Below are 20,959 nucleotides of genomic sequence, written 5' to 3'. Positions count from 1 at the left end.
GAGAGGGTCGCTCCGGGCGGCTCAGGCAGCGGACCGGAGAAGGTCGTCCACCAGGGAAGGCACATCCATGTCCGACAGGGTCCAGGGCAGGAAGATCACCCGGTAGATGACGGGGGCGAGGACCCGGTTGACGACGTCGTCGCCGCTGAACCGGGCGCCGGGGCGAGCGGCGAGGGCCGCCGCTTCCGAGCGGCGGTCACGCAGGCAGTCCGACTCGCTCTCGCCGGCCGCCGCCGCCCCGCCCCGCAGCAGGGCGGCGTTCAGCGGACTGCGGTAGTGGGTGAGCAGCTCCTGCGCCCACGCGGTCAGGTCGGCGGCCAGGTCCCCGGTGTCGGGCAGGGGGCGATCCGGGTCCAACCGGTAGGTCGCCAGATCGTTGATCATGGTTCGGGCATCACCCCACCGCCGGTAGATGCTCGAGTGGTTCACTCCCGCACGCTCCGCCACCATCGGGACGGTCACGGCGTCGCTGCCCTGTTCGGCGACCAGTTCCTCGACCGCCTTGCGGATCGAGGTCAGCACCAACGCGCTGCGCCCGCCTGTCCGGCGCCTCGGGGTCGATTCTCCGCTCATGCACCCCATCTTAACGCTCAGGCCTTTGCTAAAGCACAAGGCTTGGCAATAAATCGCGACAGGTCTACGCTCTACCTAAGGCACAAAGCTTGGCTTTTAGGAGGGGGATGGTCATGACCATCACCGAAGCACAGCCCAGTCACGGTTGCACCGCGGCATCGCCCGACCGCGTCGCCCGGCCCCGCCGCCGGCTTCCTTCCCACGCGGCGTTCGCCGGCGCGGCGGCCGCCTTCGCGGCGCTGTACGTGGCAGCGGGCGCACCCACACCCCTGCTGGTCGTCTTCGAGCACCAGTGGCACTTCCCCGCCTGGGTGCTGACGGTCGCCTTCGCCGCCTACGCCATCGGCCTCCTGGCCGCCCTGCTGGTGGCAGGATCGCTCTCCGACCACATCGGCCGGCGCCCGATCCTGATCGGATCGCTCCTCGTCGAGCTCGCGGCGATGGTCATGTTCGCGGTCGCTCCGACCATCATCTGGGTCATCGCGGCCCGCACCATCCAGGGCATCGCCACCGGCGCCGCCACCAGCGCCTTCTCGGCGGCCGTCGTCGAGCACGCACCCGAGCGCCACAAGCGGCTCAGCACGGTCATCACCAGCATCGCCCCGGCCGGTGGACTGGGCCTGGGGGCGCTGCTCACCGGCGCAGCCGTCCAGTTCTCCAGTCGGGCCGGCCTCATCGTCTTCACGGCCCTGGCCCTGATTATGGCGCTGGGAACCGTGGTCACGGTCTTCTCCCGCGAGACCGCCGACGGGAAGCCGGGCGCGGTCCGCTCGCTCATTCCCCGGGTCTCCGTTCCGGCGGCCGCCCGGCGTGAGTACCTGGCGAGCATTCCCGTCCACATGGCCGCCTGGATGCTCGCCGGACTGTTCATGGGGCTGGTGCCGACGATCATCGAGGACATCCTGCACCTGCACAGCGGCTTGCTGAACGGCGCCACCGCCTTCGTCGAACCCGCCGCCGCAGCTGCGGCCGGCCTGTTCCTCGGCCGACTGAGCCCGCGGCGCACGGTTGTCGTGGGCACCGCCGCCGTCCTGCTGGGAACCGCCGTGATCGAGGCCGGCGTCGCCGACGACTCCCTCGCCCTGCTCTGGCTCGGCGGTGTCATCGGCGGCGCGGGCTTCGGCGCCTCGTTCTCCGGCGCCATCCGCAAGATCGCCCCGCTGGCGGCACCCCACGAGCGGGCCGGCCTGTTCGCCGCGGTCTACGTCATCGCCTACCTCAGCTTCGGCATCCCGGCGATCGTCGCGGGGCTCCTGATCGACCCCCTGGGTCTGCGGGCCACCGTCCTCGGCTACGGCGTCGTGATCCTGGCCGTGGCAGCCCTCGGACTGCTCGCACAGCACCGTGCCGACGCCCACGCCTGAGCAGCCGTCAAGAAAGACGCGGAACCTCAGAAGCCTCTCGGCGTCGGCGTGGTGAGTGCATCACCACGCCGACGCCGAGGGGCTTCTCAGGTGTCAGGAGTTGAGCTGCTGAAGCGCCGTCGCCCAGTTCTCGATGTGGTAGCCCTTCGCCAGCCGTCCGTCGCGGACGGTGAAGACGTCGATCGCCATGGTCCTGAAGGACTTGCCGGTCGGAGCGGCGCCCCAGAACTCCTTGACCGGGGTCCCCGTCGCCTCGCCGCGCACGACCATCGCGTCGTCCACCACATGGATGTCGACCACCTCCCAGGCCAGATCGGGCACCGCCTCTCCCATGGCCCGGAACACGTCGCCCAACTGGTCACGCGTCAGGAAGTCCTGATTGGTGTGGTACGAGTGGTAGTCGTCGTTGCAGGCCTGTGCCAGGAGTTCCGCCACGTCCTTCTCGCTCGGCCTGTTCAGCGCCTGGTACAGCGGGGCGGATATCCTGCGCGCCTCTTCGACGGTCATGAACGATTCGTCACTCTTGGTCATCTGACCCTGCCCCTTGTCGCAGACGGTGTCGCGTCGAGCCAATCGGCCACGGACAGATCGAAGTTATCCCGGGGCCCGGCTGCGGTCCCTCACCTGTTCGCGTGATGTCCGGGACAACTCCCGCCACGGTCTCATCGGTGCACACCAACTGTCGCGTCATCACGAAATCCCGGGGCACGCGCGCTTCGACGAGCACCCCGACGAGAGGTGAAGGAGCACCATGCAGTCCACCTACTCTCTCAAGGTCGTGGGCCTGGCGGTGAGCGCCGCCGTCCTGGTCCTGACCGTCCCGGCGCAGGCCGACACCCCGACGCCCGGCTTCACCCACGTCCACATCGCGGACCACTTCGACCTGGCCGCAGGACAGCAACCGGAGAACATCGCGCTCGAACCCGACGGCGCCGTCGACCTCAGCATGTCCGTCGCCCGCCAGGTGGTCCGGCTCCACCCGGACGGCCGGCAGCAGGTTCTGGCGCAGCTGCCGCCCCCCGCCGACGGCGGCGTGCACACACCGCTGCTCGGCTTCCCCCTGGTCGCCGGACTCGTCCGGACCGACGACGGCACGCTCTACTTCCTCTACGCGACAGGCACCGCCGACCTGACGGGCCTGTGGCGGCTGCGGCCGGGCGGCACGCCGGAGCGGATCACCGCGCTGCCCGCTGACAGCCTGCCCAACGGCCTCGGGCTCGATCCGGTCCAGGGGGAGTTCTACAGCGCCGACTCCGCGCTGGGTACGGTCTGGCGGATGCCGATCAGCGGCGGAGTGGCGACGGCCTGGACCGTCGGCCCCGAACTCGCACCCAGGGGCACCCTCGGCGCCAACGGCCTGAAGGTCCACCACGGTGCGGTGTGGGTCACCAACCTGGCACTCGGAACGATCCTCAGGATCCCGATCCGCCGCGACGGCGCCGCCGGCCCGTTCGAGACCAGGGCGACCGGACTGCCCGGGATCGACGATTTCGCCTTCATCCCGCACAGCAACCGGATCGTCGCCGCCCTCGACAGCCAGAACAAGGTCGCGATCGTCGAACCGGACGGCAGCTACACCGCCGTGCTCACCGGCCAGGACGGGCTGGAGAACCCGACGTCCGTCGCCGTTCGCGGCAACACCGTCTACATCCCGTCCGCCGCGTGGACCCTGCGCAAGGACCCCAACCTCATCACCGCCCAACTGCCCGCAGCAGCAGAGGAGTGGAAATGACAGCGCCCGTTGAAGAGCCGGCCAACGAAGTCGTCCGTGCCGCGCTCAAGGCCCATGGCGGCCTGGACCGGTGGCGCGACGTCGCCTATGTCTCGGCCGACGTGGCCTTCGACGGCCTGGCCTGGGATGCGAAGACCCGTCAGCACCCGCTCTCGCGTGCGAGGGTGACCGTCGAGACCGGCGAGCAGCGGACCGTCCTGACGCCCTTCCTCGGCGCCGACCGGCGCAGCGCGTACAGCCCCGGGCTCTCGGCCGTCCTGCGCGCCGACGGCCGGGTCGAGCAGGCACGCACCCGGCCGCGCGCCGCCTTCGCGAACGACACCGCCGAAACTGCATGGGACGAGCTCCAGTTGGCGTACTTCACCGGCTTCGCGCTCTGGAACTACCTGAACCTGCCGTTCCTCGTCGCCTGGCCGGGGTTCGGCGTCGAGGAGGTGACGCCCTTCGCAACCCCCACCGGGGACTGGCAGCGGGTCAGCTACTCGTTTCCTGGGGGAATCGCCACCCACAACCGGCTCCAGGCGATGTACTTCGACGAGGAGGGCATCCTGCAGCGCCTGGACTACGACTCGGAGATCTTCGGCGGACAGCCGACGGCCCACGTGCTGTCCGGCTACGAGACCGTGGACGGAATCCCGTTCCCGACCCGGAGGGAAATCGTCCCGCGCAACCCGGACGGGACCTCCGCCGCCGGTCCCGTCCTGATCGGGATGACGTTCACGGACATCGAGGTCGTCGACGCACGGGGGTGAGGCCCGGGTGCCGCCGGGGCGGGCTCGGCTGTCGAGATCAGGCGTCTGACTCCTGCTCGGCCTGCCCGGCTTCCTCGGTTCCGTTCCTTCCTACAGGTGGCGGTTGACCTCGCTGGGCGCCTCCCCCGTGGGCGTTGAGCTGACGAGCGGGAGACGCTTCCAGCAGGCCGGACCCGGGTGTCCGCGACGCGCCGGCAGCGTCTCGACGACGAGCCGGCTCAGTCCTCCGACGCCTCTGCCGCCTGCGGCGGTGGCGAGGCAGGCAGGTGCGTGCCCCATGGTCTCCCCATTCACAGCCAGGCGGCGAGGAGGCTCTGCACCGGGTCGCCGCCCTCGCGGGCAAGGTAGAGCGCCTGCGCGCTGACCCACAGCACGGTCCGGCCGAGCCGCTCCGGGTAGCGCGCGACCATCGCGTCGAAGAACGCGACCGGGGTTTCGTACGTGGCCAGCGCGGTCTCGGCGGCGTCGAGGTACTCACGGGTCTCGGCGACGAGGCGGCCGGCGTCGTCATCCAGTTGCGGGTTCTGATGGCTCGCCACGATGTGGGTCGGCCGCAGAGCCGTGACCGTGTCGACGGCCTTGCGCCAGGGGCCGAGATCGCCGCCCGACTCGCCGAGGTAGAGGTGCACGCCGTTGTAGATCACGTCCCCGGCCACGACGAGACCGAGGTCCGACACGTGCAACACGGCGCAGTCGTCGCTGTCCGCATGCCCCACGTCCACAAGGGCGAGGTCGCGCCCTTCGAGGCAGATGCCGTTGCCGGGCGGGGTGACAGCAGTGACCGGGGACGGCGGGATCTGGCCCGGCCACAGGGCGTCCCACAGCACCTCCCTGGCGGCGAGGTTGCCGTGCATCTGCTCGATCGCGCCCGCCGAGGCGACGACCTGCGCGCCGAAGCGGCCGGCGAGGACGTCCGCGGTGAACCAGTGGTCGCCGTGCCCGTGCGTGGCGACGATGTGCGTCAGCCGCTTTCCGCTCGCCTGCACCCAGTCCCCGACCGCCTGCGCCTGCGCGGCGGTCAGCGGCGGGTCGACCAGGACCGCGTCCCGTTCGCCGTGGACGAGGGTGGTCGCGATCGGCTGGTAGCTGCGGTGCTCCCCGTTGGGCAGTTCTCCGGAGCCGTGCATGGGCGCCGGGTCGGAGACGAACACGTCGTAGCCGAGGGTGGGTTCTGAGGACATGATTCTCCGTCCGATCGTTGTGGGCGATCAGGCACGCTCTCGCCGGAATCCCCATCCTCCTGTGGCGCCCGCGCGCCGCGCCTCACCTGTTCACGTGATGTCGGGGAACGCGCCGTGGTGATGACCTTGGTACAGCCCCGGGACCGGGGACGGTCGGTCGGCCCGGTGGGCGGAGGTTCGGTGAGCGAGGGACTCGTACCTGCGGCGACGCACGTGATCGTGCTGCCCGGCGGTGGCTACGCCATGCACGCCGCGCACGAGGCGGAGCCGGTCGCCGCCTGGCTGTCGGGGCTGACCGGGCGGCTGCGGCCAACCGGGCCGGGTCTGTCGGCGAGCGTCTTCCGCTACCCGCTGAACGTCCGCCACCCCGCGCCCCTGCTCGGGCTGCGGGGCGAGATCCGGCGTCTGCGCGAACGGGGAGCCGACCGGATCGGTGTCGTCGGCTTCTCGGCCGGCGGGCATCTCGCCGGGCTGGCCGCCCTCGCCTCGTTGGACGACCCGCGCGATTCGGTGCAGTTCGCCCTGCTCGGGTATGCGATCACCTCCATGGAGACGGAGACCTACCGGCCCGCGCGCCTGATCCTGCTCGGCGAGGACGCCCCGCCGGACCTGCGCCGCGCGACGTCGCTCGACGCGCTGGTGGCCGCGGCGTCGCCGCCGTTCTTCCTCTGGCACACCGCGGAGGACGTCTACGTCCCGCCCGAGCACACCTACCGCCTGGCCTCGGCGCTGGCTACGCACGAGGTGCCGCACACCGTCCACGTCTTCCCCCACGGCCCGCACAGCCTCGGCCTCGCCCACGGCGCGGGCGAAGCCGCGGCCTGGACGGGGTTCGCAGAGCGGTGGCTCGCCGAACAGGCGTCCTGACCCGACCGACCACCGACTCACTCACTCACTGACTCACCGACCGACCGCAACGACCTACCGCAACGACCGACGCAAAGGACGACAGGCCATGGAGCAGAGCACCACCTACCTCGATGCCAAGACCTCGACGGTCGAGGGAGCCAACGGGGTCACCTACGTCTACCGGCGGCTCGGGCCTCAGGGCGGTCGCCCGCTTGTCCTACTGCAGCACTTCCGCGGCAACCTCGACAACTGGGACCCCGCCCTCGTCGACGTGCTCGCCGCCTCCCACGACGTCATCACCTTCGACAACGTGGGCGTGGGTGCAACCACCGGAACCACCCCCACCACGATCGGGCGGATGGCCGACGACGCGATCGTTTTCGTCGAGGCGCTCGGGCTCGACCGGATCGACCTGCTCGGGTTCTCCATCGGCAGCTTCGTCGCCCAGGAGATCGCCCTCACCCGAGCCTCTCTGGTGGCCAAGCTGGTGCTGGCCTCGACCGCGCCGCAGGGCGCGCCGGGCATGCACGGCTGGGCCCCCGACATCATCGCCGCGATCGGCGGGCCGACGACCGGCGCCGAGGGCGTCCTGCACGCCTTCTACACCGACTCCTCCTCCAGCCAGGCCGCCGGGCAGCAGTCGTTGGGCCGGATCTTCGGCCGTTCGGCGGGTCAGGACGAACCGACCACCTGGCAGACGCGGAACGCCCAGTACGACGCGGTGCTGAAGTGGGGCACGCCGAACTTCGGGCTGCTTCAGCGGCTCGCGGCGATCGAGCAGCCGGTCTTCGTCGCGAACGGCGACGACGACCGGATGATCCTCCCCTGGTACTCGCACCTCACCGCGAGCCTGATTCCGAACGCCTTCGTGAAGCTCTACCCGGACTCCGCCCACGGGTTCCTCTTCCAGCACGCGGACGCCTTCGCCGCCGACGTGCACGCCTTCCTCGACACCTGAGGCAGACAGCAGGCAGACCTCTCAGACAGCCTTGGTCAGGGTCGTGCACTCCTCGTCCGTCAGCCGCACCGACGCAGCCGCGACGTTCTCCTCGCGCTGGGCAACCGACGGCGTCCCCGGGATCGGAAGGATCACCGGGGACCGGCGCAGCGGCCAGGCGAGGGCAAATAGTCGTGAAGGCGGCTGAGGGCAAGACGGTTGTCCCCACTTCCGGGACCCCGCCGTGCTGCGCCACCGGGTCCGCGCGCGGGGGACCGGGCGGCGCCTTCCCGCAGGGAGCGCTTCGCGCAGTGTCCTTGCTCCCGGACGGCGCCCCGCCACGCGAGATGTGCGCCAGGTGGGTGGGAAGCGGACTCGGTCTCGGCGGGGCGATGTGCCACCGCCGGCGCTGTGGCAGACGCTGGAGGCGGCAGGGCGGCAGCTCCGGGCCACTTGAAGCGAGGAGGCCGAACCATGAGGTTCGTTCAGATCATCGAATACAAGACCAGCCGTATTGACCAGTTCAACGCACTACTGGACACCTGGGTTGAAAAGAACGCGGGCAATCGCCTGGCGACACGGGCCCTGCAGACCCGGGACCGAGGCAAGGAGAACGTCTATCTGAACATCGTGGAGTTCCCGTCGTACGAACAGGCGATGGACAACTCCAACCGTCCGGAGACGGCGGAGTTCGCGGCACAGCTCGCCACGCTGTGCGACGGACCCCCTGTGTTCCGCAACCTGGACGTGCTGAACGAACGGACCTTCGAAGGCTGAGGCGAACGCCGGCTGGGGCCTTCAGCTCCCTGGAGCCGGGGCTCTTGAGGTGATGCCGTTTGCCTCGTCTCCCGGCGAGCCTTGGCTTGCCATCCCGTGATCAGTGCCCCGAGCGCGTCAGCCCAGATCAGCGCGCTTTCCGGCTGAGGACCCGAGGACCCGAGGACGCCAGCCGTAGGTCCAATGCAGCGAGCGCCTCGCACAGGTCGCTGAACTGCCAAGCGGCTTCCTGAAGCGTCCGGCCCCCCGCACCCCCGGAGCCCCGAAGCTGGCGGATCCGCTCGAGAAGGGTCTCCAGAGCCTCCACCCTGGCCGGCTCTAAGCGCTTGCGGACCTCCGGGGAGGCGATGGCCCGCTGTTGGAAGGCGGGAGGGCCGCCATGCTGGTGTGACAGCGCCGGTCGGGTCCGGGTGCGGCCGGGGTCGGTCCGTGGGGTGGGGTCAGTCGCGGGCCGTGAGGCCGAGCAGGTGCTCGGCGTTGGCGTGGGCGAGTTTCTCCTTGTCTGCGGGGTTGGTCTCGATCGCGTCGAGGAAGGCCCGGCCTTGTGTGGCCGAGGATGATGTGCAGGTCGGGGAGTCGGTCGAAGACTCCGGCGGCGATCAGGCGCAGGGCGTGAAGACCGGTTTCGGCGTGCCAGCCCCATGCGGCGGTGCCCAGGGCGTAGCTGACGGAGGGCCCGAAGCCGGCGTAGTGCTCGGCGCGCAGGGCCGCGGTGGGCAGGCCGGGGTGCAGGTAGAGGGGGACGTGGAGTTGGGCGGCGCGTTCGAGGACCGGGTAGAGGGTGGAGTGGTCGAGGAAGACGCCGCCTGCGCGCCCGTTGATCAGTGCGCCGCGGAAGCCGAGGTCGCCGACGGCGTGGTCGAGTTCGCGCACGGCGGCCTGGGGGTCGGTCATGGGCAGTGCGGCGAATGCCTGGAACCGGTCGGGGTGCATCGTGACGGCGGCGTGTGCCTGCTGGTTGGCGGCGCGGGCGATGTCGGTGTCGAGTTCGCGCGGCAGCGGGGTGAAGGTCGGGACGACGTGGCTGAGGACCTGGACGTCGATGCCGGCTTCGTCCATGTGCTTGAGGCGGAGGGCGCCGAGGTCGGTGACCTCGCTGCCGGAGAGGTCCAGGGCGTGCCGGCCGCCAAGGTCGACGTCGGCGGTGTCGAGGAAACGCTGGGAGACGAAGTGTTCTTCGAGGGTGATCACGCGCATGAGGGGGCTCCCGGTCAGGTCGCGAAGCGGGCGCTGAGGCCGCCGTCGACGTTCCAGACGGCGCCGGTGACGTAGCTGGCCTGGTCGGAGGCGAGGAACGCGACGACCTGGGCGACTTCGTCGGGTTCGCCGATGCGCCCCAGCGGGTGGGCCTCGTTCAGCCTGGCCCAGGCGGCCTGTGGGTCGGGCCGGGAGTTGTAGAGGTGTTCGATCGGCGGGGTGCGGATGTAGCCGGGGCACACGGCGTTGACACGGATGCCCTCGGGTGCGAGGTCGAGGGCGAGGGAGCGGGTCAGGCCGAGGATGCCGCTCTTGGCGGCGGCGTAGGGGAACATCCCGGCGCGGGTCATGTGGGCGTGGATCGAGGAGATGTTGACGATCGATCCGGTGCCGGCCGCGCGCATCTGGGGCAGGGCGTACTTGGCGCACAGCCAGGCGCCTTTGAGGTCGACGGCGAAGAACGCGTCCCACTGGTCCTGGTCGAGTTCGGCGGCATCGGCCGAGGAGCCGACGCCTGCGTTGTTGACCAGGACGGCGGTGGGTCCGAGCCTGTCGGCGATCTCGGCGAAGGCCGCCTTGGCGCTGGCCTCGTCGCCGACGTCGCCCTGTACGTAGAGGTGTCCTTCGCCGAGCCTGTCGGCGACGGGCTGGCCCTTGTCGACGGAGCGGGAGCCCATGAGGGCGACCCGGTATCCGGTCTTGGCGAAGAGCCGGCCGATGGCGAGGCCGATACCCTGGGCGCCGCCGGTGACCACGGCGACGGGTTGGCCGGTCATGAGCGTGGTCCTTGCGGTGCCTGTCCGCGCAGCTGGTCGAGGGAGATCGCGGAACCGTCGTAGATCGTGAAGTCCGTGCCTTCGATCAGGGTGTGCCAGGCGGCCAGTTCCGGGGCGTCGTGGGCAGCTTTGAGGTGGGCCATCACCGCGGCGCTGTCGCGCCAGACCTCGGTGCTGAGCAGGACGCCGTCGCGGTCGGCGGGGTAGGAGAGGGTGAAGGCCTCGCAGCCGTCGAAGGTTCGGCAGAAGCGCTCGACGCCGGGGGCGAGGTCCCGCATCCGCGGGTCCTCGTCGGCCGGGTAGGTGTACTGGGCGTGGATGACGATCATCGTCAGGCCTCCTCGACGAAGTCGGTGGTGAAGGCGACCTCGCGCTGGGCCTCCAGCTCGGCGAGGCGGTCGGTCAGGGCCTTGTGGACGAAGTTGTAGGAGTCCGAGCCGAGCACGAGGCGCTTGGGGGCCGGGTTCTGGCCGGCGCTGGCGATGATGACCGCGGCCATCTTTGCCGGGTCGCCGACCGGCACGCTCGTCCCGTCTTCGATCATCTTGCGGGCCGCGCCGCCGGGGGTGCCGCGGTAGGCCTCGATCTCGGTGCCGAGCCGGGAGCTGCCGTAGCGGAAGTTGGTGCGGGCGCCGCCGGGCTCGACCAGGGTGACGCCGATGCCGAACGGGGCGAGCTCGCCGACCAGAGCCTCGGTGAAGCCCTCGATGCCCCACTTGCCGGCGTGGTAGATCGAGCCGCCGGGGAAGGCGACCAGGCCGCCGAAGGTGGAGATCTGGATGATCCGGCCGTGGCCCTGGGCGCGCAGGCGCGGGATCGCGCTGCGGGAGACGGTGATGGAGCCGAGCAGGTTGGTGTCCAGGACGTGCTCGACCTGGGCGTCGCTGAACTCCTCGGCCGGGCCCATCAGGCCGTAGCCGGCGTTGTTGACGACCACGTCGAGGGAACCGAGTTCGGCGAAGGCCCGGTCGACGACGGAGTGGACGCCGGAGACGTCGGTGACGTCCAGCTCGGCGACCCACAGCTGGTCGCCGTACTTCTTCTTGAGGTCGGCGATCGCGTCGGGCTTGCGAACGGTCCCGGCGACCCTGTCGCCGCCCTCCAACAGCTGCTGGGTCATCTCCCTGCCGAAGCCGCTGCTGATGCCGGTGATGAACCACGTGCGCCGACTCATGATCTTGTCCTTCCCAAAATTGACTAACCGGTTATCCACGACCGTAGGCTTGTATAACTGGTTAGTCAACAGCTACGGTCGGAGCAGGAGGACACACCATGGGCAGCGCAAAGGCAGAAGCCACCAAGACGCGAATCCTTGATGCGGCACTCACCGAGTTCGCAGCCCACGGCCTGGCCGGGGCGCGGGTGGAGCGCATCGCAGCGGCAAGCGGCTTCAACAAGAACCTGATCTACGTCTACTTCGAGAACAAGGAGTCACTGTTCAACACGGTGATCCAGCGCAACTCCGAGCAGATCGCCGAACGGCTTCCCTTCACCCCGGACGACCTGCCCGGGTACGCCGCCCGCGCCTTCGACTACGCAATGGCCCACCCGGAGGCGATGCGCTTGGTCGGATGGTTCGGCCTGGAGAACCGCGCGGACGAGCCGAAGGCACGCACGGCCTACATGGCCGAGCAGAGCCAGCGCATCGCCCAGGGACAGACGGACGGGAAAATCTCGGGCGCCTTCACGCCCGGCTTCCTGATGACCACCGTCCTTGCGCTCGCCTCCGCCTGGTCCGCTTCAAGCCCCTGGGGACCCTCCATGGCCCCCCAGGAGTTGGACGAACCCGACGCGCTGCGCGGATCCATCGCCCGAGTCATCGCACTGCTCACCACCGACCAGGAGGCGGCCGTTCCCAGCGGCGCTCGGCCGGCCGAAGCGGTCGGGACACAGCCAGGTGCTGGGCGTCCCTGACCCGGCCCCGTGCTCGAGCTCGCCGCTGGGAACCGCGGCGCGGTCGGTTGATCATCGACGCAGCCCCAGGCGGCGCGTTCGCCTCAAGGGATGTGCTGTCCTCGACGACCACCCTCACCACGGGTGACAACTACCGGTCAGTGGCGTGGAGTCGGCCGTGAACGTCCAGGGCTGAAACCCTGCCCTCGAACGCGGCCATGGCCTTGTGCAGGGCCTCCGGAACGGCCGCCGCGGGTCTCTCGAAGGCGACGGGCTCGTCCCCATTCACCCGGGCGGACGCCGTGACCGCCCCCGAAGTTGGTCGAGCCGCTCACCGGTGGGCTTGTCATGGGGCTGCCCGCCGCTGATGGAAACTCAGGTGGCCTCGGCGTGCCGTCCGGGTAGAGTTGCGCAAGTGCCCGAGCTGAAGCAGTTGCACGCTGGCCATGCCCCGGCGGTCCTGGCCTTCGAGCTGGCGAACCGCACCTACTTCGCTGCCTCGGTCTCCGATCGTGGCGACGAGTTCTTCGACCAGTTCGCCGACCGGTACAGCGCCTTGCTGGCTGAGCAACAGGCCGGCATCTGCGCCTTCTATGCGCTGGTTTCCGAGGATGGCTCGGTTCTGGGTCGGTTCAACCTGTACGACTGCGAGGACGGCACTGCCGTACTCGGCTACCGGGTCGCGCAGATCGTCGCCGGGCGCGGCGTGGCGACCGCGGCCGTCCGGGAACTGTGCCGGCTGGCGACGGCGCGGCACGGGCTGCGCACCCTGCGGGCAGCCACCGCCCGCGCCAATGCCGCGTCCCAGAAGGTGCTGACCAAGGCTGGGTTCGTCCCGGTCGGCCCGGCAGATCCGGCCAGCCTCGGCGGTAGGCCGGGCACCTGGTATCAGCGCGACCTGGTTCTCCACCCGTAGACCGTGATCTTGCCGGCGGCCCGGCTGCGGGATGCCTGCGGCAACCCTCCGGGCGTCACCCGACGGCCGCGGGATGCCGCTGTGCACGTCCGGGACGCCGTACGCCCTGTCATGGGCCCTGCCCACTGGGATGCCGTACGGGGTGCCGTACGCCCTGCCGTAGGATGCGCCCTCCCCTCGGCGGCGGGTGGATGTTCTGCCCGCTCAGCGGGCCTACAACGGCACTCCCGGAGACGGACAACCCCCTGGTGCATCCGGCCCTGACGGAGTGAAGGAAGGGCAGGGCATGGGCGCGCCGGTGGTGGGGGTGTCTTCTCCCGCGTGACGGCGGCCCGGCCCGGTACGTCGCGGACGGCTGGCGGGGTGTCACGCCGGCACTGAGCGGAACCGTGTTGGCGCGTCGCGAGAACGTCCGCCGCGTCGGCGAGTACGCCACCGACGGACTGCGCTTGCCGCCAGGCCCTTTCGACCCCCGACTCGAACTACGAGAGTCCGAACGCTGACCGCACCCGCCCGCTCCCCACAGCCGCCCCAAGTACTGGCTTTCGCCCACTACTTGACTATCTAAGGTAGCGGGCATAGTTTGACTCCGTGCCCCCGACCCGAGACTCCCAACTCCTCAAAGGTGTCCTGTCGCTCCTGCTGCTCCAACTCCTCGCCGAGCAGGAGTCCTACGGCTACCAGGTGGTGCAGCGGCTCCACGAGGACGGCTTCACCGACATCCTCGACGGGACCGTCTACCCCGCGTTGGCCCGCCTGGAGCGGGAGGGTCGGGCCAGCTCCCGGCTGGTCTCCTCCAGCTCAGGACCCGCCCGCAAGTACTACCGGCTCACACCCGCCGGCCACAGAGCACTGACCGAGGGCGCGGCGAGCTGGTTCGCCCTGGCCGACGTCGTCGGCTCGGTGCTGCACCGCCCCGTCCCTGCCGACCCGATCAAAGGACCCTGAGATGGCTGAGACGTTGAGCTGGACGGATCGACTGCGCGTCGAGTGCCTCGTGTGGGCGCTCGACGCACGCCTCGGCGACCTGCCCCGCAGGTCCCGGATAGCCAAGCGCCGCGAGGTCCGCGAGAACCTCCGCACCGCGGCGATGGACGTCGGCATCACCACGGCGCTGAGGAACATCGGCACCAGCCACCGGCTGGCCCAGGAGTACCGCGTCGCCGAGTACGGCGACGCGGCGCGGCCGCACTGGATCGCCGCCACAGTCTTCTTCCTCACCGCCCAGCTGTTCCTCACCTCGGTCCTGACCGAGGCGGCCGTGGCGTTCGGCGACGGTGTCGAGGCCGCCGACCCCCACGCCACCGGCACCTACGTCTGGAACGGGATCGGCTACCTGCAAAGCAGCGTCACCTACACCTTCGTCGACGGCCAGAACACCTGGACCGGCGGCGCCTGGACCCCCTTCGCCTGGGCCCTGTGGATCATCGCGACGGTGCTCGTCGGCCGAGTCTGGCGCTTCCGATGGACCCGCCGCCTGCGGACGGCTACGGCCGGCGAGGCGCACCAGTGACCGTGAAGGATGCGGGCTCGGTGTGCTGGATGGTGCCGGTGCCTTGGGCGTCGCCCCGGCGGCGGGGCCCCGGCCAGGTGACCGGCCGCGAAGAGAGGAGGCGCGGAGGAGCGCAGCGGCGGGAGGGCTGAGGCAATCCCGGAGGCAGTCCTCGCCCACCGCCGCCCTGCATGCTCACCGCGTGTGGGTCTCCGCCACGAGTCAGACCCGCGTGAGCTTCTGCTGCGACACAACGGTGTTGTACTGGGTGTCGTACCGGTGGTACCGCTGCAGACCGGTTACCTTCTTGCTGTTGTCGCAGGTCGGCACCAGTTTCCATGTGCTGCCCACCTGTACGCCCCGGCTGCCGCCGCTGTCGTCGGTCTTCGCCCACCACCAGCTCCACACTCCGTCCTCGGAGCCTTCCACCCAGGTGCCGTTCTGGGTTGTCAGGGGGCCCTTGTAGAAATCCAAGAGCACTTTGGTCTCTCGGTGGTAGGTGTGGTGCTCGTATTGGTTGTATACGTCCAAGGTGTCCGTGCCCTGGAAGTTGACCCCCGCGTAGTCGGTGATACTCGCACCGCAGGAGGGATCGGACGCGGCCTGCGCTCGGCTGACGGGCAGGAGAACAGCGGTTGTGCAAGCAGCAGCGGTGAAGAGGGCTGTGATGGTCCGCATGGCAATCCTTGGGATTGAGTAGGGAAAGGTGGGTATCCAATTGACCCCGGTCGTGACGCAGCGACGCCGGCCAGGGTCCACGCTGATGCCGGATCAGCCAACGTCCGCCCTGGTGTGAGGTGACGCGCCCGGCCTGGCAGGCGGCCGTGGAGGGGCTCGCCGTCCGTCAGCACGATGGGGCGATGCGTCCGGGGTCCTGATTCGCTCGGCCGGAAGTGTTGCTGGTCGCGAACCCGGGGCGGCTGGTCAGCAATGCTCGATGATCTTGCTCCATTGTGCGTAGGTTCCGGTGGTCAGGTACCGGTCGTTGACGTAGCCGGAGAAGTTGGCGCCGTCGTCGACCGAGAACCAGTAGTGGTCGCCGGTCCCGTCGGCGTCGTCGGCGCCTGTGGTCCAGCAGTAGGTGATCAACTGGTTGCCGTTGTGGCCCTGGTAGTACGCGCTGTGTCCGTGGTCGTAGTCCGGCGCGTTCTGCAGCGCGAGGTACGAACCCGGGGCGATGGCGGTGACGTGAGCGCACCAGTCGTTGGGGTTGCCGCCGATGGAGCACTTGTAGAGCCCGGACGGTGGTCCGGGGTTGGGGCCGGAGCACTGGTCCACACCCTGCAGCCAGGCCGGACCCTTGAGGAAGACGTTGCTGATCCATCCGTGCTGGGCCGGCAGGTAGGACCAGACGTCATTGGTGACCCCGCCCGCGGTCACGGGGTCGGCGTGCTCCTGGCAGCTGACGTAGACCGTGGTGGGGGAGGGCAGGGTCGCTGTGATCGCGGCCTGTGTCGTCGGAGACGTCCGTACGTGGACGTCGGTGGCCCACATCTGCTCGGCCGTGCCGCTCGGCGGTGGCGGGGTGGGCTGGGGGTGGACGAGGTCGCGCTGGCGCATCGCCGCGGTGACCGCGCGTTCGGCGGTGTCGGCCGCCACGGCGGCTGCCCTGACGTTGTTGCTCTGGGGCCAGCCGTCGTCGCGGTACGACACGTGGGGGGCGTCAATGCCGGTGAGGGAGCTGTTGAGGAAGTCGGTCAGCCACCGCTGCTGCCAACTGGCGGAGCCGGGGTACGCGGACTCGTTGCAGACGGCGTCGTCGGTGCGGCACACGTCGAAGTACCGTCCGTCGCCGACGAACCCGGTGAACACCTCGGGCACGGGCAGTCGCTGCATCAGCCCGCCGTGGTCGATGTCGGCGGTGCCGACGGAGTAGTCGGGGCGCAGCGTGGTCATGTACCCGCGCTGGGCCAGGCCGATCTGGCCGTTGTAGCGTGACGCGTCGCCGACGTTGACGATCGCGCCGATTTCGTCGGAATCTCGCTGGTTCCCGGCGATCGCCGACTGCGCGATCGCGTTCTTGATGACCTGCGCCCCCTGGGAGTAGCCGACGAGGATCAGTGTGGGGCGGCTGGGGCAGGCCGAGTAGAACTGGATCTCCTTGACGAGCTCGTGCCACCCGTCGGACATCGAGGTCAGGTAGTCGACGGGGCCGAAGCGGCCCGGCCACCCGGAGGGATAATCCGCTGCCGACGCCGGGTAGGGGAGATTGCGCACGGTGAGGTCGTCCGCGTACACGCCCTGGGTGACAAGCGTGTTCTCGAGCGCCCTGATGTAGGTGTCGTTGACGCCCACGTCGCCGTGCGGGTAGATCGCGCCGGTGCTGTCGTCCCTGGTGTACTCGCCTGTTCCGTAGGCGGAGAGGATCACCCAGGGTTGGTCGCAGCTCATCCCTGGCTGCGGTCCCGGATATTCCGCCCGTGCCGTGGGGGCATTGGCCAGGGACAGCATCAACGTCCATGCCAGCAGCAGTGCCAGTGTGGCTGCCCACACCGGCCTCGGGGATCCGCCATTTGTCGCCGGTTTCATCAGCCCTCCTTCTCCCGTTCGGGGCCGCGCCGGGCACCTGGCCGGAAGCTTCCGTCAACTCGTGCGCGCACCTCCAGATTGAGGTCCTGTCAAATCCGCGCGAGCCCGCTGTCTGACGGGCAAGGCCAAGCGTGCGCACGGCAGTTGTGCGCAGGGCCTTTCCCCGATGTGGGAAGACGGTCCGTCCACTCACCCGTGCCGACCTGAGCGGTCGACGCGACGACCATACTGGACGTATACGTCTGACCTGCCGTCCGGATTCCTAGCTCACTCCATCGAGTGAAGGATGTGCCCCTCCTCGGAGGAGCTCCGGTTGAGCGCATCACCCCCCGCGCCGGCGGATGCCTCGGCACGCCGGCATCACGGCACGGGTCGGCGAGCGCCGCCTGCTCGTAGTCGGTGAGTGAGCTGGAGTGCGCCTTTGTCTTCTGAGCATGGTTGGCCGATTTCGGCGAGCGTATTCGCCCTGCGCGACACACTGGCTGGCGTTGTGTAATTCGCCTGAGATTTCTATAAATTGCAGACGTTTAACTTCGGCCACTCTGGCATGCCGCCGGGAACGTTATCAGTCTGAGCTGTTCCGGTTCCTGGCGCGGCTGTGCCCACATCGAAAAGACAAAGATATGCAGGCAAGGGTCCGGACTGCCGTACTGGCGGTCGCTGCTCTGTTCGCGTTCGCGTTTCCTGTTCCCGCCACTGCGGTTGCGGTCACCGTCACGCAGGACAGCCTCACGCCGGTGACCGCCACGCCGGGATCCCCGGTCATGGCCACGTTGAAGGTGCACGCGTCCGCCTGCGTCACGGTGCTGCAGCTGGGCGTGGCCGTGCGCGATTCAGCGGGGGACAACTACGACTTCCCCGGGCCGGTGGCCAACGCGAAGATCTGCTCGACCGGTTATACGCTCACGACCGGTTCGCGTACCTTCCCCGCCGGCACCTACAGCGAGTTCGGCTACTACCAGGATTCGGCCGGTTACCACAACCTCACCCCCCTCACCCTGACCGTCTCCACGTCGGGGACCGTCTCGGATCCCACCAAGGGCAAGACACTCACCTTCGCCGAGGACTTCACCGCCCCCATCACCTACGGCAGCCGATGGGTCGCCGGCACGACCAGCGCGTACCAGTACGGCACCCACAACCCCAACGACGACAAGCTCGACTGGCTGCTCCCCTCCGACGTCAACGTCGCCAACGGCGTCGCGACCTTCACCGCCCAGCCCAGCACCCACGTCCTGGAGAACGGCCAGCAGGCCTGGACCACCGGGCTCCTGACGACGGAAGGCTCCACCGAAGGCTTCCAGGTCAAGACCGGCGACTACATGGAGACGTCAGTCCAGATGCCCGCCGGCGTCGGGGCCTGGCCCGCCCTCTGGAGCTGGAAGAACGGCGACAACGAGATCGACAAGTTCGAGTACCACCCTGACAATCCCAACCTCCTCGAACTGACCAACCACGTCATCGCGGCCCAGGACTACTACAGCAACTCCACTGCGGTGAACAGCGGCTCGTGGGTGAAGATCGGCGTCGTCTACGGAGCCACGTCGGTCGACTGGTACGTCAACGGCGTCAAGGTCTTCTCCGACGGCAAGGGCGTCGGCACCACCTGGTCCGCGTACATCATCCTGAACCTCTCCATCGACGCGGGCACCTGGCACCCGGCCCCGCAGAACTGCAACCCGATCACGTTCGCCGCCGACTACGTCCACGTGTGGCGATAGCGCACACCCAATCCCACCCCAACCAGCCCCACCCGCTGCTTCGCGGCCCACGCCGCGAGCCCTCCCCCCCCCGAAGGCACATGATGGTCATGTCCCACCCGTCAGGACCGCGTCGTCGCTGGGCCGCGCTGTGCACGGCCCTGGCGGCCTGCGCACTGAGCGCCATCCCCACCGCAGGCGCGACCGAACCCGCCGGCCACCACGCCGCCAAGCAGGGGCCGGCCCACGCGCGAGTGCGCACCGTGCGCATCGATCCCGACCCGGACCCCGTGCCCGTGGGCGGAAACGTGACGGTACGCATCCTGCACGCCAACCAGGGACCCGACGCGACAGTCTCACCGTTCACCGTCACCGTCGTCCTGCCCCCGTACACCACCGCCACCGGCCCCTTCTTCCCCACCTCGTGTCTTGCGGACCCCACCGGCACCACAATCACCTGCCCCTTCCCCGGCGGCCTGCCCAACCAAAGGACGGCCGAGGTCCTGATCCCGGCCCAGGTCGCGGCCACCGCGCCCGCACACCGCAAACTGGGAGACGGCACGGTGACAGTCACCAACCCCGACGACCCCGACGCCACCGTCCACGCCGTGAACTTCGCCCTCAGGACCGCCTAGGTGCACCGACCACGGAGATTGGTGACGGGGGGTCACCGCTGAGCGATCTTCAGGGCCTTCCGGCAGGCGTCTGAGGCGGCGCACGAGGCCGCCTCGTTCGCCGCCGAGGCGTTGCGCACCGCCCGGGCGTGCGGCGCGGGCGGACTGCTGGTGCCGGGGAGCGGACCCGGTGTTCTGCGCGGGCGGTGTCGTAGCCGTCTGCCGTGCGCTGGGCAGGACGGTACATGGATCTGGATCTGCATAAACGGCTGAACCTCGAATGGGCTGAGGAAAAAGAGCGTGTGGCCGTTTTCGCAGAGCTTTGAATAGAGCCCCCGCCGGCCGGGAATCAAGTGCCTTCGTGTACCTGAAATCCGATGCAGGGAAAAGGTAGGTCGTATGTTGAGGGAAACGATATCGGGCCGTCGGCCGGCGGTGTGGATGGTTGTCGCAGCGTGCGCCATAGGCGCGAGTACCGCCTCGGCGGGGGCGGTGGCGCAGACCCGCGACCGCCCTTCGCAGCCGCGTGTCACCGCGTCGGGATCCGATCTCGCGGTGGTGTATGTCGACGCCCCCGCGGCAGTCCCGGGCGGTACCACCACCCTGCACGTGGTGGTGGGCAACAACGGTCCGCAGACGACGCGTTCGCCCTTCTCGGTGAGGGTCACCCTGCCCAACGGAAGCCATGCCGAGAGTCCTTACTTCCCCAACACGTGCAAGGCACCTGCGGCGGCGATGACCGTCATGTGTACCTTCCCCGCCGGTCTGCCCAGCCAGCAGTCCGCCACGGTGCTGATCCCCGTACGCGTTGCCGCGAACGTCCCCGCGCCCGGTGTCCTGAGCCCCGGAACGGTGGTCGTCAAAAGCCCTGACGATCCCGACCTCTCGAACAACACCGCGGGATTCTCCATCCCCACGGCGCTCCCGTAGTCACTGGGACGATCGACCCCCGGCTCTCCCAGGTCCGTGACAACCAGGCAGGCAGGCGCATACCCGGGGGGCCGGGCCCGGCGGAGGTTGGAAGGCAGGGCCCGGCGGGCGCCGGCCGCGCCCTGCCCGCTCACTGCCGGGTGCTCCGTTCGTACGGCGTCGCCCACCGCGAGCTCATGGCACTTCTGCTCACCCGGCGCCGCGCAACGGTTGCTGTCCGCGTTCAGCGGCATCTCGTCCCACCTCCGACCCCGGCACCATCTCCTGACCGCCGCTCAGCACCGCTTCGAGATGACACTCCGCTTCACCATCTGGGACGACGTCACTGGCAGCATCAGCCTGCCCACCACGGCCTGACCCAGGCCGCACGCAGACGCTCCATCACACCCCGCGACCCGTCGGACGATCGACGGCCCATCAACGTGACAACACCCTTGGGGCTGCTGGTGCACGCCGTCGCCGCCGCCAGCACGGCGCCCATCGTCAGCACCAGCCACCGCACGCTCCTTGGCACTCCCATTCCACCGACGCCCTTCCGCTCCCGCACCACGGGCTGAGCACCCACGCGGAGCCCAGGCGTCCAGCCTCTCCCGGACTGCGACCGCTGCCGCCCGGGAGGGGGCATACGGGCGGCAGCCCCGGGGTGCCCGGGCTGCGCCGGCTCCTCGTCCGGCGCTTCTCGATGGAATCCGGTGCCATGATGTCCCGTCCCGGATGAGTTGACGTATCGTCAACTCGCTTTAATGG

General features: G+C 69.4%; 23 protein-coding genes. 13 read left to right on the top strand and 10 right to left on the bottom strand.

Annotated elements, in window-relative coordinates; genetic code table 11:
• Positions 1-21 precede the first annotated feature (21 nt).
• A complete protein-coding gene (locus tag ABH925_RS14940; RefSeq protein ID WP_370148069.1) occupies positions 22-573 on the bottom strand; it encodes a TetR/AcrR family transcriptional regulator in 552 nt (183 codons plus the stop codon).
• A 113-nt stretch (positions 574-686) separates the two neighbouring features.
• On the opposite strand from ABH925_RS14940, the gene ABH925_RS14935 reads away from it, so the two are divergent.
• The gene (locus tag ABH925_RS14935; protein WP_370148068.1) at positions 687-1,937 is read left to right on the top strand and encodes an MFS transporter; all 1,251 of its coding nucleotides are present in this window, start codon (positions 687-689) and stop codon (positions 1,935-1,937) included.
• Positions 1,938-2,030: 93 nt separating this feature from the next.
• Here the strand turns inward: ABH925_RS14935 and ABH925_RS14930 are convergent, their stop codons facing one another.
• Positions 2,031-2,468 (bottom strand): ester cyclase, encoded by a 438-nt coding sequence (locus tag ABH925_RS14930; protein WP_370148067.1) that lies wholly within the window; start codon positions 2,466-2,468, stop codon positions 2,031-2,033.
• A 220-nt stretch (positions 2,469-2,688) separates the two neighbouring features.
• On the opposite strand from ABH925_RS14930, the gene ABH925_RS14925 reads away from it, so the two are divergent.
• Both ABH925_RS14925 and ABH925_RS14920 read left to right on the top strand, forming a co-directional pair.
• A complete protein-coding gene (locus ABH925_RS14925) occupies positions 2,689-3,669 on the top strand; it encodes an SMP-30/gluconolactonase/LRE family protein (protein ID WP_370148066.1) in 981 nt (326 codons plus the stop codon).
• Positions 3,666-4,421, top strand: coding sequence for a hypothetical protein (locus tag ABH925_RS14920; RefSeq protein WP_370148064.1), 756 nt, complete (start codon positions 3,666-3,668; stop codon positions 4,419-4,421). The genes ABH925_RS14925 and ABH925_RS14920 overlap by 4 nt, the downstream gene beginning before the upstream one ends.
• Positions 4,422-4,711: 290 nt before the next feature.
• Here the strand turns inward: ABH925_RS14920 and ABH925_RS14915 are convergent, their stop codons facing one another.
• On the bottom strand, positions 4,712-5,602 hold the full coding sequence (locus ABH925_RS14915) for an MBL fold metallo-hydrolase (RefSeq protein ID WP_370148063.1): 891 nt from the start codon (positions 5,600-5,602) through the stop codon (positions 4,712-4,714).
• Positions 5,603-5,782: 180 nt separating this feature from the next.
• On the opposite strand from ABH925_RS14915, the gene ABH925_RS14910 reads away from it, so the two are divergent.
• A complete protein-coding gene (locus tag ABH925_RS14910; protein ID WP_370148061.1) occupies positions 5,783-6,469 on the top strand; it encodes an alpha/beta hydrolase in 687 nt (228 codons plus the stop codon).
• Between the two features lie 88 nt (positions 6,470-6,557).
• Positions 6,558-7,409 (top strand): alpha/beta fold hydrolase, encoded by an 852-nt coding sequence (locus ABH925_RS14905; RefSeq protein ID WP_370148059.1) that lies wholly within the window; start codon positions 6,558-6,560, stop codon positions 7,407-7,409.
• 21 nt (positions 7,410-7,430) lie between these two features.
• Here ABH925_RS14905 and ABH925_RS14900 read toward each other — a convergent pair whose 3' ends face one another.
• Positions 7,431-7,730 carry an aldo/keto reductase gene (locus tag ABH925_RS14900; RefSeq protein ID WP_370148057.1) on the bottom strand — a complete coding sequence of 100 codons (300 nt, stop codon included), beginning with the start codon at positions 7,728-7,730 and terminating at the stop codon, positions 7,431-7,433.
• 132 nt (positions 7,731-7,862) lie between these two features.
• Here ABH925_RS14900 and ABH925_RS14895 point away from each other — a divergent pair, with 132 nt between their 5' ends.
• On the top strand, positions 7,863-8,165 hold the full coding sequence (locus ABH925_RS14895) for a hypothetical protein (RefSeq protein WP_370148055.1): 303 nt from the start codon (positions 7,863-7,865) through the stop codon (positions 8,163-8,165).
• A gap of 318 nt (positions 8,166-8,483) precedes the next feature.
• Here ABH925_RS14895 and ABH925_RS14890 read toward each other — a convergent pair whose 3' ends face one another.
• The 4 genes from ABH925_RS14890 to ABH925_RS14875 are packed head-to-tail and all read right to left on the bottom strand — an operon-like array spanning position 8,484 to position 11,312.
• Entirely contained in the window at positions 8,484-9,362 is an 879-nt protein-coding gene (locus tag ABH925_RS14890; protein ID WP_370148053.1) for an amidohydrolase family protein, read from the bottom strand.
• A 14-nt stretch (positions 9,363-9,376) separates the two neighbouring features.
• Positions 9,377-10,138, bottom strand: coding sequence for an SDR family NAD(P)-dependent oxidoreductase (locus tag ABH925_RS14885; RefSeq protein WP_370148051.1), 762 nt, complete (start codon positions 10,136-10,138; stop codon positions 9,377-9,379).
• A complete protein-coding gene (locus ABH925_RS14880; RefSeq protein ID WP_370148049.1) occupies positions 10,135-10,467 on the bottom strand; it encodes a putative quinol monooxygenase in 333 nt (110 codons plus the stop codon). Before ABH925_RS14880 ends, ABH925_RS14885 begins: the two co-directional genes overlap by 4 nt.
• A 2-nt stretch (positions 10,468-10,469) precedes the next feature.
• Positions 10,470-11,312 (bottom strand): SDR family oxidoreductase, encoded by an 843-nt coding sequence (locus ABH925_RS14875; RefSeq protein ID WP_370148048.1) that lies wholly within the window; start codon positions 11,310-11,312, stop codon positions 10,470-10,472.
• Positions 11,313-11,410: 98 nt separating this feature from the next.
• Between ABH925_RS14875 and ABH925_RS14870 the strand changes: the two genes are divergently transcribed.
• The 4 genes from ABH925_RS14870 (at position 11,411) to ABH925_RS14855 (ending at position 14,460) form a co-directional block, all read left to right on the top strand.
• The gene (locus ABH925_RS14870; protein ID WP_370148046.1) at positions 11,411-12,052 is read left to right on the top strand and encodes a TetR/AcrR family transcriptional regulator; all 642 of its coding nucleotides are present in this window, start codon (positions 11,411-11,413) and stop codon (positions 12,050-12,052) included.
• A 394-nt stretch (positions 12,053-12,446) separates the two neighbouring features.
• Positions 12,447-12,947 carry a GNAT family N-acetyltransferase gene (locus tag ABH925_RS14865; RefSeq protein ID WP_370148044.1) on the top strand — a complete coding sequence of 167 codons (501 nt, stop codon included), beginning with the start codon at positions 12,447-12,449 and terminating at the stop codon, positions 12,945-12,947.
• A gap of 591 nt (positions 12,948-13,538) precedes the next feature.
• Positions 13,539-13,895 carry a PadR family transcriptional regulator gene (locus ABH925_RS14860; protein ID WP_370148042.1) on the top strand — a complete coding sequence of 119 codons (357 nt, stop codon included), beginning with the start codon at positions 13,539-13,541 and terminating at the stop codon, positions 13,893-13,895.
• A 1-nt stretch (position 13,896) separates the two neighbouring features.
• On the top strand, positions 13,897-14,460 hold the full coding sequence (locus tag ABH925_RS14855) for a hypothetical protein (RefSeq protein WP_370148039.1): 564 nt from the start codon (positions 13,897-13,899) through the stop codon (positions 14,458-14,460).
• A 201-nt stretch (positions 14,461-14,661) separates the two neighbouring features.
• Here the strand turns inward: ABH925_RS14855 and ABH925_RS14850 are convergent, their stop codons facing one another.
• Positions 14,662-15,117 carry a hypothetical protein gene (locus ABH925_RS14850; RefSeq protein WP_370148037.1) on the bottom strand — a complete coding sequence of 152 codons (456 nt, stop codon included), beginning with the start codon at positions 15,115-15,117 and terminating at the stop codon, positions 14,662-14,664.
• A gap of 246 nt (positions 15,118-15,363) precedes the next feature.
• Positions 15,364-16,830, bottom strand: coding sequence for a cutinase family protein (locus ABH925_RS14845; RefSeq protein WP_370148036.1), 1,467 nt, complete (start codon positions 16,828-16,830; stop codon positions 15,364-15,366).
• A gap of 902 nt (positions 16,831-17,732) precedes the next feature.
• On the opposite strand from ABH925_RS14845, the gene ABH925_RS14840 reads away from it, so the two are divergent.
• From ABH925_RS14840 to ABH925_RS14830, 3 genes are all read left to right on the top strand, one after another.
• Complete coding sequence (locus ABH925_RS14840; RefSeq protein WP_370148034.1) at positions 17,733-18,689, top strand: hypothetical protein; 957 nt, start codon at positions 17,733-17,735, stop codon at positions 18,687-18,689.
• 89 nt (positions 18,690-18,778) lie between these two features.
• Positions 18,779-19,303, top strand: a complete 525-nt coding sequence (locus ABH925_RS14835; protein WP_370148032.1) for a hypothetical protein — start codon at positions 18,779-18,781, stop codon at positions 19,301-19,303.
• A 420-nt stretch (positions 19,304-19,723) separates the two neighbouring features.
• A complete protein-coding gene (locus ABH925_RS14830) occupies positions 19,724-20,212 on the top strand; it encodes a hypothetical protein (RefSeq protein WP_370148031.1) in 489 nt (162 codons plus the stop codon).
• Positions 20,213-20,959 lie beyond the last annotated feature (747 nt).

This window comes from Streptacidiphilus sp. EB129 (assembly GCF_041262645.1).
In the GTDB taxonomy this organism is placed as follows: domain Bacteria; phylum Actinomycetota; class Actinomycetes; order Streptomycetales; family Streptomycetaceae; genus Streptacidiphilus.
Note: the sequence above shows the minus strand (reverse complement) of the source record. Positions and strands in the feature narration are given on the sequence as shown.